This window comes from Variovorax sp. 01N429, from assembly GCF_056399425.1.
Genome location: NZ_JBFTRG010000012.1, coordinates 1 through 13127, shown reverse-complemented (window position 1 = coordinate 13127; position 13127 = coordinate 1). Strand labels below are relative to the sequence as shown.

12 protein-coding genes are annotated in these 13127 nt (G+C 64.3%); 9 read left to right on the top strand and 3 right to left on the bottom strand.

Annotated features, from left to right (window positions below):
• Positions 1–2 precede the first annotated feature (2 nt).
• On the bottom strand, positions 3–2126 hold the full coding sequence (locus AC1DSF_RS20655; RefSeq protein ID WP_478183350.1) for an acetate--CoA ligase family protein: 2124 nt from the start codon (positions 2124–2126) through the stop codon (positions 3–5).
• 2 nt (positions 2127–2128) lie between these two features.
• The gene (locus AC1DSF_RS20650) at positions 2129–2899 is read right to left on the bottom strand and encodes an enoyl-CoA hydratase/isomerase family protein (protein ID WP_478126264.1); all 771 of its coding nucleotides are present in this window, start codon (positions 2897–2899) and stop codon (positions 2129–2131) included.
• A gap of 364 nt (positions 2900–3263) precedes the next feature.
• On the opposite strand from AC1DSF_RS20650, the gene AC1DSF_RS20645 reads away from it, so the two are divergent.
• Positions 3264–4145, top strand: a complete 882-nt coding sequence (locus tag AC1DSF_RS20645; RefSeq protein ID WP_478183349.1) for an SMP-30/gluconolactonase/LRE family protein — start codon at positions 3264–3266, stop codon at positions 4143–4145.
• Here the strand turns inward: AC1DSF_RS20645 and AC1DSF_RS20640 are convergent.
• On the bottom strand, positions 4142–5101 hold the full coding sequence (locus AC1DSF_RS20640) for a LysR family transcriptional regulator (RefSeq protein ID WP_478183348.1): 960 nt from the start codon (positions 5099–5101) through the stop codon (positions 4142–4144). The two genes, AC1DSF_RS20645 and AC1DSF_RS20640, sit on opposite strands and share 4 nt — an antisense overlap.
• A gap of 110 nt (positions 5102–5211) precedes the next feature.
• On the opposite strand from AC1DSF_RS20640, the gene AC1DSF_RS20635 reads away from it, so the two are divergent.
• The 8 genes from AC1DSF_RS20635 to AC1DSF_RS20600 form a co-directional block, all read left to right on the top strand.
• Positions 5212–6282: an LLM class flavin-dependent oxidoreductase gene (locus AC1DSF_RS20635; protein WP_478183347.1), complete on the top strand. Its 1071-nt coding sequence runs from the start codon at positions 5212–5214 to the stop codon at positions 6280–6282.
• On the top strand, positions 6279–7292 hold the full coding sequence (locus AC1DSF_RS20630) for a Bug family tripartite tricarboxylate transporter substrate binding protein (RefSeq protein ID WP_478183346.1): 1014 nt from the start codon (positions 6279–6281) through the stop codon (positions 7290–7292). The genes AC1DSF_RS20635 and AC1DSF_RS20630 overlap by 4 nt, the downstream gene beginning before the upstream one ends.
• Before the next feature lie 184 nt (positions 7293–7476).
• On the top strand, positions 7477–8544 hold the full coding sequence (locus AC1DSF_RS20625) for an LLM class flavin-dependent oxidoreductase (RefSeq protein ID WP_478183345.1): 1068 nt from the start codon (positions 7477–7479) through the stop codon (positions 8542–8544).
• A 7-nt stretch (positions 8545–8551) separates the two neighbouring features.
• Complete coding sequence (locus AC1DSF_RS20620; protein ID WP_478183344.1) at positions 8552–9367, top strand: SDR family NAD(P)-dependent oxidoreductase; 816 nt, start codon at positions 8552–8554, stop codon at positions 9365–9367.
• Complete coding sequence (locus AC1DSF_RS20615) at positions 9364–9747, top strand: VOC family protein (RefSeq protein WP_478183343.1); 384 nt, start codon at positions 9364–9366, stop codon at positions 9745–9747. The genes AC1DSF_RS20620 and AC1DSF_RS20615 overlap by 4 nt, the downstream gene beginning before the upstream one ends.
• The gene (locus tag AC1DSF_RS20610) at positions 9744–10688 is read left to right on the top strand and encodes a flavin reductase (RefSeq protein ID WP_478183342.1); all 945 of its coding nucleotides are present in this window, start codon (positions 9744–9746) and stop codon (positions 10686–10688) included. The genes AC1DSF_RS20615 and AC1DSF_RS20610 overlap by 4 nt, the downstream gene beginning before the upstream one ends.
• A 170-nt stretch (positions 10689–10858) precedes the next feature.
• A complete protein-coding gene (locus tag AC1DSF_RS20605) occupies positions 10859–11578 on the top strand; it encodes a maleate cis-trans isomerase family protein (RefSeq protein ID WP_478183341.1) in 720 nt (239 codons plus the stop codon).
• A 161-nt stretch (positions 11579–11739) separates the two neighbouring features.
• Positions 11740–13127 (top strand): sensor histidine kinase (locus AC1DSF_RS20600; RefSeq protein ID WP_478183340.1); only part of this gene is annotated, 1388 nt, incomplete at its 3' end.

Genomic DNA, 13127 nt, shown 5'->3' with positions numbered 1-13127 from the left:
CTTCAAGAGGTGGGAACCATCAGCGCATCGAGCACGAGCACACCCTCGCCTTCGGGCCTGACCAGGATCGGGTTCATGTCGATCTCGGCCACGTCGCCCGCATGGCGGCATGCGAACTCGGACAGCCTTGCCACGGTGCGCGCGGCGGCGCCGACATCGGACTTGGCCTGGCCCCGGGCGCCGTCGAGCAGCGGATACATGCGAAGGCTGCGGATCATCCGCGCAGCCTCTTCTTCGGAAACAGGCGCGACCTGCACGGCGACGTCCTTCAGGATCTCCGCGTGGATGCCGCCCATCCCCACCATGACGACCGGACCGAATACGGGGTCGCGCGAAACGCCTGCGATCAGCTCCACGCCGCCCCGGACCATTGGTGCCACGAGCACGCCGTCGAGACGCGCTTCCGGCGCATGCTGGCGTGCGTTGGCAATCAGGCGGTCATAAGCCTGGCGCACCGCGTCGTCGTCCTTCAGGTTGAGCGCCACGCCGCCGATTTCGGTCTTGTGGGCGATGTCCTCCGATGCGATCTTGAGGACCACCGGATAGCCTGTCGCCCGTGCGCTGCGAACGGCCTCTTCAGCGGAAGAAACCACCTCTTCGCGCGGCACGCTGATGCCGGCGGCTGCCAGCGCCTTCTTGGCGTGGAACTCGTTGCGGAACACAGCCGGATCGACTTTGTCGACAGGGCCGCTGTACGCCGCTGCCGGAGAGAGACTGGCGAGTTGCCCGAGGCGAACCAGCCCGGCCATCCCGCTGGCCGCCGCAGGGATGCTCGGGAACACGGGGATGCCCAGCGCATTGATCTCGGCCACCGCATCGGCCGGGCCCTTGCTGATGAGGACCATCAGGCGATCGGGGTGGCTCTGGCGAATCTTCGACAGCGCTTCCATGTACACGCCGCGCAGCCGCGGGTTGTACAGCGAGAGGGCGAGCAGCAGCACCAGTGTGCTGCCGCCCGCATCGCCTTGCAGTGCGGTCAGCATCTTCAAGAGGATGTCCGGCCGGGCGGACATCTGTGCCGATGCGTCCACCGGGTTGTTCGTGCCGGCGGTCGGAACGGCTTCGCGGATCAGGGCCCGGGTCGTGTCCGCCAGTTGCGGAAGCGTCATGCCGGCTTCGACCATCGCGTCGGCCATCATGATGCCGAAGCCGCCGGATGCAGCCACCAGCGTCACTGCATCGGTGGTGGGCAGGCGGTCCGCACCCAGGAGGGCCGCTGCGTGGCCGACGTCGAGCAGTTCTTCGAACGAGCGCACGCGCAGCACGCCGTAGCGCCGGAAGACCGCATCGAACACCGCGTCCGAGCCCATCAGCGCGCCCGTGTGCGAGGCGGCCGCGGCCTGGCCTTGCGCGGTGGCGCCGATCTTGAGCGCGATCACCGGCTTGCGATGGCGACGTGCCATGTCGAGCGCTGCGATCAGCCTTCCTGCATCGCGGCAGGTCTCCATGCAACACAGAATGATGCGCGTGGCGGAATCGTTCGCCAGTGCGGCGATGCCATCGGCGACATCCACGTCGGCTTCGTTGCCGGTGGCGATGAAGCGGCTCACGCCGAGGCCGCGATCGGCCATGCAGCGCATCGTGAAGCTGCCGATGTTTCCCGACTGCGAGACGATCCCCACCTGCCCGGCAGGCGGCATGCTTTGTTCGAGCGCGATGGAGAACGAGGCCACGAGCCGGTCCACCACGTTCACCGCGCCGAGGCAGTTCGGCCCGAGCAGACGCATGCCGTGGTTGCGCGCCACGTGGACCAGTTCGGCCTGCAGCGCCGCGCCCTCGGCGCCCGCCTCCGCGAAGCCGGTGGAGAGAACCACCACGCCGCGCACACCGCGGTTGCCGCAGTCGCGTAGGGCCTGCAGAGTGGCGTTCGCGGGCACCGCCACGATGGCGAGTTCGGGCGCCGTGGGCGTGTCCAGCACCGAAGCGTAGGCCTGCAGACCCTGGATGGTTCCGCCCTTCGGGTTGATGGGATAGATCGCGCCCGCATACCCGTACTTGCGCAGCAACTGGACCGGGCGGCCCCCGATCTTGGTGACGTCGTCGGACGCGCCGATCACCGCAACGCTGCGTGCGCTGAAGAATGCGTCGAGCCCCGCGCCCGGCGTGGCCTGAACCTGGGTCAGCATCTTCACCGTCCCTTGAAGACCGGCGTGCGCTTCTCGAGGAAGGCCATGCGCGCTTCACGCGCGTCTTCGGTCTTTGACAGCGCAACGGTGAATTCCTGCTCGAAGCGGTAGGCATCGCGCTGGGGCATCAGGTCGACCATGTTGGCCGCGCGCTTGGCGTAGATGATGGCCAGCGGTGCCTTCGACGCGATCTCGCGTGCGAGCGCCATCGTCACCGGGAGCAGGTCTTTCTCGGAAACCACTTCCTCGATCACGTTGCGCCGGAAGAGCTCTTCCGCGGTCAGTCGCTGCCCCGTGAAGAACATGCGGCGCAAGGTCGAGCGGCCGAACAGCGTCTTGAGCATCGAGGCGCCGCCGGCCAGTCCGACATTGATCTCGGGCATGCCCACGGTGGTGTTCTCGGAGGCGTAGAGGATGTCGCAGGCGGCAGCGAGGCCGAGCCCCGCGCCCAGGGCGGTGCCGTTGATTGCGGCGATCACCGGCTTGGCGCATTCGCGAATCGCATTGCCGGTCTCGCGGGTGATGCGGTTGTGATCGAGGAAGTCGCCGGCGATCGTGTGATCGGGGCGGTCCTTCAGGTCGGCGCCCGCGCAGAAGACGCTGCCGGTGCCGGTCAGCACGGCGCAGCGGATGTCCTCACGCTCGGAGATGGCGTCGAACGTCGCCACCAGTTGGCGGCGCATTTCGCGGTTCAGGGCATTGACGGGCTTGCGGTCCATCGTGACCAGGCCGACGCCCTCGGAGACTTCCAAACGAACCCATTCATCACTCATACATCACCTCGGTAATCGGCACCGCGCGCTGCGGCATCCATCTGAATAAAGGACGATTCCGACAAACAGGCTTTTCGCTGCGGCAAATTCTTTTCCTGGCTTCGGCGACGGCATGAAACGCCCGTTCCGCCTGTTTGTCTCTTGCGGAAAATTATAGAAATGGCACTCCGAATCGTTCTCCATTCATTCTGAAGGAGTGTTCTGCAAAAAATGAAGGAGTCCGTTGGGGCATGGCTGCTAGGATGCGCCAGCGCGGATTCGTCAACCCGGGTCTATTTGAACAATTCAGTTTGAATTCGTCGCATTAATTAATGCAGTTAATTGGCTGATTAATTGGCGAGCTAATTAGCGAGTCAGAAAATCAATGAAAATTCAGCGCCTCGGCAACTTGAAACTGGCATTGGGCGAATGCCCGCTTTGGCATGGCGGCCGGCTGTGGCTGCTGGATTGCCGGCAGGGGCTGATCCTGACCATGGATCCGGACACCGGCGAAGTGACTGCGCGCCACGAAGCCCCCGCGCCCCTCGGTTCCTTCGCATTCAATGGCGATGGCAGCGACTGCATCGTCCTGTCGCTGAAGGAAGAAATCGCTGCGCTGGACCTGCGCACCGGCAAGCTGCGATCGCTGGCGCGTATTGATGCGAGCCATCCTGATCTGCGACTGAACGACGGCATTGCGCTTGCCGACGGCAGCTTCGTGACCGGCACGATGCATGTGTTTCGGGCAGCCGGCGAGCCGCCGCTTGGAGGGCTGTATCGCCTCGACACAGCCTTGCGCCTGCACAAGCTCGACGACGGAATCGGCATCGCGAACGGGCCGTGCGTGAATCCCGTCAACGGCCGCCTGCACGTCGCGGACAGCGCCGAGCGGGTGATCTATTCCTATGCGATCAAGCCCGACGGCACGCTGGCCGACAAGCAGGTCTTCGTGCGGACCGATGCCTGCGACTCCGGGCCTGACGGTTGCACCTTCGACAGCGAAGGCGGGCTCTGGACCGCACTGGTGCGCGCAGGCGCGCTGGGCCGCTTCGACATGCAGGGCCGGTTGACGCATCGCATCGATCTGCCGGTGGCGTACCCCAGCGCGCTGTGTTTCGGTGGCCCCGACATGGCGGACCTGTTCGTCACCAGCATCAGCGACAGTGGACGGCTCAGCGCATCCGGGCCCATGGACGGCGCCGTACTCAAGCTCACGGGCGTGGGCTTCCGGGGCCTGGCGCGGCCGGTGTGTCGCCTGCCGCTCTAGGGCGAGCCCGGCGACGGATCCAGTCCCGCGGCCTTGCCGTGCGCAAGGAATCGAAGCTCGGGTCCGGCCACGCGCTCGGCCACGAAGTCGAGGAAGAGACGGATCTTGGCCGGAATGATGGGCGTGTCGAGGATGGTCGCGTACATGCCCTCGTCGAAGCCTTTGTTGCTGATACGGTAGTTGCTCAGCAGTCGCACCAGGCGACCCTGGCGAATGTCGTTGTGCACCGTGTAGTCGTCCAGCAGCGCCATGCCTTCGCCGAGCCGCGCAAGCTCCAGCAGGGCAATGCCGCTGTTGGTGATGTGGCGGGGCTTGAACGCGATCTGGTCGAGTTGCCCCTCCTGCTTGAAGGTCCAGGTGTATTCATCGCCGGGCAGCTGATAGGCGAGGCACTCGTGGGCCAGGATGCTTGCGGGTTCCGTCAGTTCCGGCCTGCCGGCGAGGTAGGCGGGCGATGCGACAAGGTAGCGGTCGCTCTGGAACAGCATGCGGCGCTTGACGCCGGCCTCCACCGGCGGCGAGATGCGGAAGTCCACGTCGAACTGGTTGCGTCGCAGGTCCACCGCAGCCTCGCCCAAAGTGAGTTCGATGTGGATTTCTGGATAGAGCTTGCGAAAGCCGGCAATGAGGTTGGGCAGCACGCCCAGGCCGAACATCATTCGCGAATGCACGCGCAGCAAGCCTTGCGGCGCCGAGCTGATCGCCGTGATGTTGCCCTGCAGTTCGTTGATGCGCCAGAGGATGCTTTCGAGTTGGCGCGCATATTCCTGCCCGGATTCGGTCAGCGCGATCTGGCGCGTGGAGCGCAGCAGCAGCTTGACCTTCAGCTCTTCCTCGATGTCCGTGATCATCCGCGACACGCCTGTCGCCGAGATGCCGAAGCGACGTGCGGTCTCGGAAAAGTTCTTGGTCTGGGAAATCGACAGGAACAGTTCCATGGCGCGCAACCTGTCCATGAATCCTCCAGTTGGTGCAGTTCTGATCTGCAGTTTCAGCCATAGCCAATGCGGCTCGTCTCTCTAGAATTTATCGATCCTTTGCGGGCGGTATTTTCCCGGAGAAAAGAATGGAATTCGGCGTATTTATTCTCGCCCAGCAGCGCGGCTATCACCAGACTTCGCAGCAGGTCATCAATAACTCGATCCAGCAGACCGTCATTGCGGAACAGGCTGGATTTGATGCCGCCTGGTATGCGGAGCACCATTTCAACAACTATTCGCTTTCGCCGTCACCGCTGATGATGGTGGCCCACATGGCGGCAAAGACGCAGCGCATTCGCCTGGGCACCGCCGTATGCATCCTGCCACTCTATCAGCCGGCCCGCTTTCTGGCGGAGGTCGGTTTTGCCGACACGGTCTCCAATGGCCGGCTGGACCTGGGTGTGGGCTCGGGCTACCAGGAATTTGAATTCGAGCGCTTCGGCGTCGACATCGCCGATTCGGGCGCGATCTACAACGAATTCCTCGACATCCTCCCGAAGGGGCTGACGCAGAAGATCTTTTCGCATGACGGCCGCTTTCTGAAGATACCGCCGAGCTCGATCGCCGTGCGCTGCGTGCAAGAGCCGATGCCGCCGATCTGGATCACGTCGGGCAACCCGGTCACGCTGGGCCGCGGCGTTCGCGAGAACCACAACCTCTTCGTGACCGCGTTGCTCAATGGCACGGAGGGCATTCGCACGCTGCGCGCGAAGCTGGAGAACGTGGCCGGCGTCAACGGCAGGAATCTCGATGGCGATGTGAAGTTCGGCTTCCTGCGCTGCGCCTACGCGTCCGACAACAAGGCCGAGATCGACGCGTACCTGGAATGCGCGCTCTTCCAGCGCCGCATCTCCGAGAGCCTGAAGTACCGCCGCTCGCAGTCCGACGACGGCTACATGATCAAGGAAGTGCCGTACGAGACGGACCCCACCATCGAGCAGTTGCGCAGGAATCTGCCCGTGGGCTCGGTGAACCAGGTCATCGACCGGATGCTCGAAGAGATCAGCATCCTCAAGCCCAAGCACATCGCGATCCAGACGCAGTTGGGCGATTTCGACCAGAAGACGATGCTCAGGCAGATCGAGCTGTGGGGCGAAAAGATCATTCCCGCCATCCAGAAGGAACTGGGCACCCATCAAAACAGGAGACTTGCATGACCACCCCAACCCCGATCCCGACCTCAACCCAGATACCCATCAAACGTCGTACCGTCCTCCTCGGCAGCATGCTGCTGGGTGCCGGCTTCAGTGCCTTCGCGAACACGGGCAACTGGCCCAATCGACCGATCCGCATCGTGGTCGCCGGTTCGCCCGGTGCCGGCGGCGACATCTTTGCGCGCCTCATCGCAGCGCCCCTGGCCGAAGTGCTCAAGCAGCCGGTGGTGGTGGACTCCAAGCCGGGCGCCAACGGTTTGATCGCCTGCGACACGGTCGCCAAGTCTGCCGGCGACGGCTACACGCTGTTGTTCGCGCCGTCGTCCGCGATCCTCATCAACCCGGTCATCCATTCGAAGCTGCCCTATGACACGGAGAAGGACCTGCTGCCGATCGCACAGGTGGGCGCGGCCGGCATCCTGCTGGTGGCCAATCCCGGCACCGGCTTCAAGAACCTCGCGGACATGGTGGCCTATGCCAAGGCGCACCCGGGCAAGCTCGCCTACGGCTCGTGGGGCACCGGGTCGTCGGGCCATCTCGCGATGGAGGGCATCAAGGAGCGCTACGGCCTCGACATGCCGCATGTGCCCTACAAGAACTTGACTTCGGAAGTGACCGATCTCATCGGCAACAACATCAGCGTGGGCTTTACCGACATCGCGTCGCCCGTTCCGCACATCCGCGCAGGCCGGCTCGTCGGGCTGGGCCAGACCGGCTCGCAACGCTGGCCGGCGACCAAGGACCTGCCCACGCTCTCGGAGCAGGGATACAAGTTCGAGGCCGATGGCTGGTATGGCGTGTTCGCGCCGGCAGGAACGCCGCCGGAAATCATCGACAGGCTCAACACGGAAATCAACCGCCTGCAACAGACCCCTGCAGTGCGAGAGAAGATCGAAGTGCAGAACATGATCGTGCCCGCGAGCGCCACGGCGAAGCAGTTCAGCGCTTCCATCAAGCGCGATGCCGCCATCTGGCAGGGGCTCGCGCGAACCACCGATCTCAAGGAAAAGTAAGCACCACTGAGCATCCCGGGAACAGGACCGGAGCCACGCGCTCCGGTCCTTTTTTTTGCGCGTCCGCAACGCGCATCCCACCTTTTTTTGCAGGACTGAATCACGTTCCTTCGGTATTCACGAGCGCGGGATCGAACAAGAGAATTTCCGTCATTGCACATCACCCCTTCGGAAGGCGGAACACATGGAATTCGGCGTATTCATCCTGGCCCAGCAGCGCGGCTATCACCAGACTTCGCAGCAGGTCATCAACAACTCGATTGAGCAGACCGTGGTGGCCGAGCAGGCGCGCTTCAACACCGCCTGGTATGCGGAGCACCACTTCAACAACTATTCGCTCTCGCCGTCGCCGCTGATGATGATCGCGCACATGGCCGCCAAGACCCAGCGCATTCGCCTGGGCTCCGCGGTGTGCATCCTGCCGCTGTATCACCCCGCACGCTTCCTCGCCGAAGTGGGCTTTGCGGACACCGTGTCCAACGGGCGCCTGGAGCTTGGCATCGGCTCCGGCTACCAGGAGTTCGAGTTCGAGCGCTTCGGCGTGAAGATCGAGGATTCGGGCGCGATCTACAACGAGTTCCTCGACATCATCCCGAAGGGGCTCACGCAGAAGATCGTGTCGTACGACGGAAAATTCCTCAAGCTGCCGCCGAGTTCGATCGCGGTGCGTCCCGTGCAGTCGCCGATGCCGCCCCTGTGGATCACCTCGGGCAATCCGGTCACGCTCGGCCGCGGCGTGCGCGAGGGTCACAACCTCTTCGTCACCGCACTGCTCAATGGCACCGAAGCGATCGTCTCGCTGCGCGAGCGTCTCGACAAGGTCGCAGAGGACAACGGCGCGGATCTCGATGAGGACGTGAAGTTCGGCTTCCTGCGCTGCGCGTTCGCGTCGGACAACCAAGCCGAGATCGACAATTACCTCGACAACGCGCGCTTCCAGCGCCGAATCTCCGAAAGCCTCAAGTTCCGTCGTGCGCAGTCCGACGATGGCTACATGGTCAAGGAAGTGCCGTCGGCCACCGACCCGACTTTCGAGCAACTGCGCAAGAACCTGCCGGTGGGTTCGGTCAACCAGGTGATCGACAAGATGCTGGAAGAAATCAGCATCCTGCGGCCCAAGCACGTTGCGCTGCAGACGCAGTTGGGCGATTGCGACCAGAAGACGATGCTCCGCCAGATCGAAGTGTGGGGCGAGAAGATCATCCCGGCGATCCGCAAGGAAGTCGATTCGATGAATTCGGTCTCCGCCTGAAGCGCATATGTCCTCAAGCCCTTCTCCCACTGCTTTCGACAGCAAGGCCTTGCACGGCAGGGTGGCCGTGGTCACCGGCGCCTCCGGCGGCCTGGGCCTTGCGATCTGCGAACACCTGCGGCTGGCGGGCGCCTCCGTGGTGCAGGTCGACATCAGCTATCCGGCCGCGAACACTGAATCTGCCGGAATCACCGAAAGCGATGGCGCGCTGACCATGCACTGCGACATCGGCGAGCCCGCGTCCATCGCCGCGATGGCGCGGCAGGTGCAATCCCGCTTCGGCCGCTGCGATGTGCTGGTGAACAACGCCGGCATCACCGCATCGCCGGTGGCCTTGCACGATCTTCCTGTCGACGTGTGGGACCGCATCTTCCGCGTCAACCTGCGTGGCGCCTTGCTGTGCGCGCAGGCAATGGTGCCGATGATGTTCGACCAGCAGGCGGGCAGCATCGTCAACGTGGCTTCGATCGCCGCGCAGGTGCCCACGCGCGTCGGCGCCTATGGCCCCACCAAGGCTGCGCTCAGGGCGCTGACGCACCAGATGGCCGTTGAATGGGGCCCGCGCGGCATCCGTGCGAACTCGGTCAGCCCGGGGATGATCCGCACACCCCTGTCGGAGCCGCACTACCGCAACGAGGCCACGCTGAAGAGCCGCACTGCCGCCATCCCCGCGCGTCGCATCGGCCGGCCGGAGGACATCGGTTCGGTGGTGGCCTTCCTGGCAAGCGATGCGTCGGCGTACGTCAACGGTCAGGACATCGTGGTCGACGGCGGCTTCCTCAAGGCATCGCTGACCAACATCTACAACAGCAACGCAACATGAGCGACAACACCATGGACTCCCCAAAGCGCCTGCAGAACGTGTTCGTCGTCGCCGAGCGGCCGGCGGAACTCCACGGCTTCTATGAGTCGGCACTGGGACTGCAGCTCAAGTTCCGCGACAAGGACCGCTGGATCCAGTACGGCGTGGGCAACGGCAACGTCGCGCTGGCTTGCCGCGAAGAGGCGGTTCCCGCGACTTCGGGCGTCGTAATGGTGTTCGAAGTGGAAGACTTCGAGACGGTTGCCGAGCGCGTCGCCGCGTCGGGCGGCGAGGTGCTCGGCGTGCGCGACATGGGTTCGCATGGCGCCGTGTTGTCGCTGCGAGACCCGGAGGGCAACGTCGTTCAACTCTTCAAGCGTCAGCCGACGCCGGCATCATGAGCTATGAGACGCCGCGGATCGACGCGATCGAGCCGCAACTTTTCCGCCAGTTGCTGGGGTGCTTCCCCACGGGCGTTGCGGTCGTCACCACGACCACCGGCGACGGGCGCCCCGCGGGCCTGACTTGCAACTCCTTCAGCTCGGTGTCACTCGAGCCGCCGCTGGTGCTCTTCAGCCTGCGCAAGGCGAGCAGCCTGTTGCCGGCCTTCGTGGAGGCAGGTACCTTCGCGATCAACATCCTGTCGCAGAGCCAGGACGCGCTCTCCGGGCGCTTTGCTTCGAGCAAGATCTCCGACAAGTTCGAAGGCGTCGCATGGCGCGCCGGGCCGCTCGGGACTCCGCTCATCGACGACTGCCTTGCCAGCTTCGAGTGCACCGTCTATGCCCGCCATGAGGCCGGCGACCACGAGATCTTCATCGGCGAAGTCAAGCACATGGCGCCCGGCTCGCCGGACCATGCGCTGGTGTTCTACAAGGGCGCCTACATGATGCTGGCCGAGTCGCTGCGCAAGCTGGTGCTCGAAGGCCAGCTCGGCACGAACGACATGGACGAGGCCTATCGCGCGCTGTACGGAACGCTGCTTCGCCTGGCCTGCGCGCGCGCCTCCGAAGCGGAAGTCGATGCGATCGAGCAGGCGGTTGACCGGATCGAGCAGCACCAGGGCGAGAAGGCGCTCCCGCAGCGCATCGAAGCGATGACGAGCTTCTTCTCGTCGATCGCTCTGGCGGGCCACAACGAAGTGCTCCAGCTCATGGCGCGGACGATGACGGCGGTGCTGCGCGAACGGATGGCTCTTGTCATTCCGGCGCACCCCCGACCTGATGTGTTCCCGCTTCGGCGCAAGGTCGTCGAGCGCCTGAGGGCGCGCGATGCCGATGGCGCCGCCGCAGCGTTGGATGAGTTCATCACGGTGCTCCGTGCCAACGAGGCAGGGCCATGAGCTCAATGAGCTAGCGTCGACGCGTTTTTCAGCAATGATGTTGACGATCCAAGGCCCGGGCGCGATGCTCGGCTGGTGGGGCTTCGCCTTGGTCATCGCGGGCATAGGCACGGTTCTCGCTGGCCTGCAGCACGAAGGTCCCCTCCGCCTAACTTTTCGAGATCTGCAAAATGTCCCAGCAAAAACGCATCGGCGCATTGACGCCTTCCTCCAACACGGCGCTCGAGCCCCTGACCAGCGCGATGGTTGCCGGCGTGCCGGGCGTCACGGCGCACTTTTCGCGGTTCCGCGTGACCGAGATCTCGATGGGCGATACCTCGCAGAACCAGTTCGACGAACGCCTCATTCTCGATGCGGCCAGGCTGTTGGCCGATGCGAACGTCGACGTCATCTGCTGGAGCGGCACCTCCGCCAGCTGGCTGGGCTTCGAACGCGACCGTGCGCTGTGCGCGCGCATCACCGAAGTGACCGGCATCCCGGCGACCACGTCGGTGTTGGCGCTCAACGACCTGCTGGCCGCGCAGGGCGCACGCACGCTGGGGCTGGTGTCGCCCTATGTGGAGGACGTGCAGCGCCGCATCGTGACCAACTACGCTGCGCTCGACATCCAGTGCGTCGCGGAACGCCACCTCGACCTGACGGTGAACTTCTCGTTCGCCGCAGTCGATGCTGACACCCTGCGCAAGATGATCCGCGAGGTCGCGCAGCAAAAGCCCGACGCCATCACCGTGATGTGCACCAACCTGCACGGCGCCCCGCTGGCCGACGACCTGGAGCGTGAACTCGGCATTCCCATCTACGACTCGGTCGCCACCGTCGTGTGGAAGGCGCTCAAGATCACCGGCATCGACACTCGCGCGGTCAAAGGCTGGGGAGGGCTCTTCGCATGAACGCCATGGTGGCCCGGCCGGCCATGAAGATCCCGCTCTAGGATCCGCCGCTTTCCATTGCTACCCGGGCAAAGTCGCAGAGCCCGCGGCGGGCCCAGCCGATGGCGTGTGCTGCGCCATACTCCAGCCACAATGATGCTTGATCATCGCGTGGAGTTTTCATGAGCTGGGTCACCGTTGTGTGGGCCATGGTCGGTTCCGCTTGCCTCATGCTGGCCGCAGTGCACTTGCCGGTTTGGGTAAAGGACCGGGCCGCATGGCCGAGTCTGTTCCTGTCGCTCCTGGCCATGGCCACAGCTGCGCTTGCCTTCTGCGAACTCTTCATCATGAAGTCGCAGACCCCGGAGGAATTTGCGTTCGGGAACCGCGTCGGGCAAGTGGCTGTCTGGGTTGCCACCTTTTCACTGGTCGGGTTCGTGCGCAGCTATCTCGGAGCCGGCCGACCGTGGCTGGGGTGGACAGTCATCGCGCTGAGGACCTTCACGCTGGCGCCCAACTTCCTGAGCGGCCAGTCACTGAACTTCAACGAGATCTCGGCACTGCGCGCGATTCCCTTCCTGGGCGAGAACGTCTCGGTCGCTGTCGGGACGCCCAATCCCTGGATGCTGGTCGGTCAACTGGCAATGGGCCTGCTCGCCATCTTTGTGCTGGATGCCGGGCGATCGGCCTGGCGCCGCGGCGACAGGTCCGCTGCGCTCACCATCGGCGGGACGGCCTGCCTGTTCGCAGTGGGCGGTGTCGGTCAGGCGATCCTCGTCTTCTGGGGCTTCATCGAGATGCCCATCACGGTGAGCTTGTTTTCCCTGGGCATCGTGTTTGCAATGGCCTACGAACTGAGCCGCAACGTGCGTTCTGCAGCAAGACTGGTCAACGCCTTGCGCGAGAGCGAAGAGCGCGTGACGTTCGCCACGCAGGCTGCAAAACTCGGCCTGTGGATGCACGATATGGCGAGCGATGCCGTTTGGGCGAGCCCGAGAACCCGCCAGCTGTTCGGCTTCTCGCCGGGCGAGGAGATCAGCTTCGAATCATTGCTGCTGAAGGTGCATGCGGACGACCGCGACGCAGTTCGGTCGGCGTTCGCGCAAGCGGCCGCCGGGGTCGGGGATGGCCGCTACCAGATGCAGTTTCGCGTCGGCGGCGCCGAGGGCAATTCGCGGTGGATCTCGGCACAGGGCCAGTTCGAATTCGACCGCGATCGCGCGGTCCGCAGCCGGGGCGTATGCAGCGACATCACCACGAGCAAGGAAGCCGAGCAAGAGAACTTGCGCCTGCGCGACGAGATCGCTCATGCGGGCCGCCTGTCGGTCATGGGTCAATTGGCAGCGGCTCTGGCCCACGAAATCAACCAGCCGCTCGGCGCGATCCTTCGCAATGCCGAAGCCGCTGAACTGATGTTGCGCTCCGGTCATGCGGACCTCGACGAGATCCGCGAGATCGTCGAAGACATCCGCGCCGATGATCAGCGCGCCGGTGCCGTGATCGACCGCATGCGCGCGATGCTGCGGCGCCACGAAATCGAAGTCGTTCCCCTGAAGGTCGATGAGCTGCT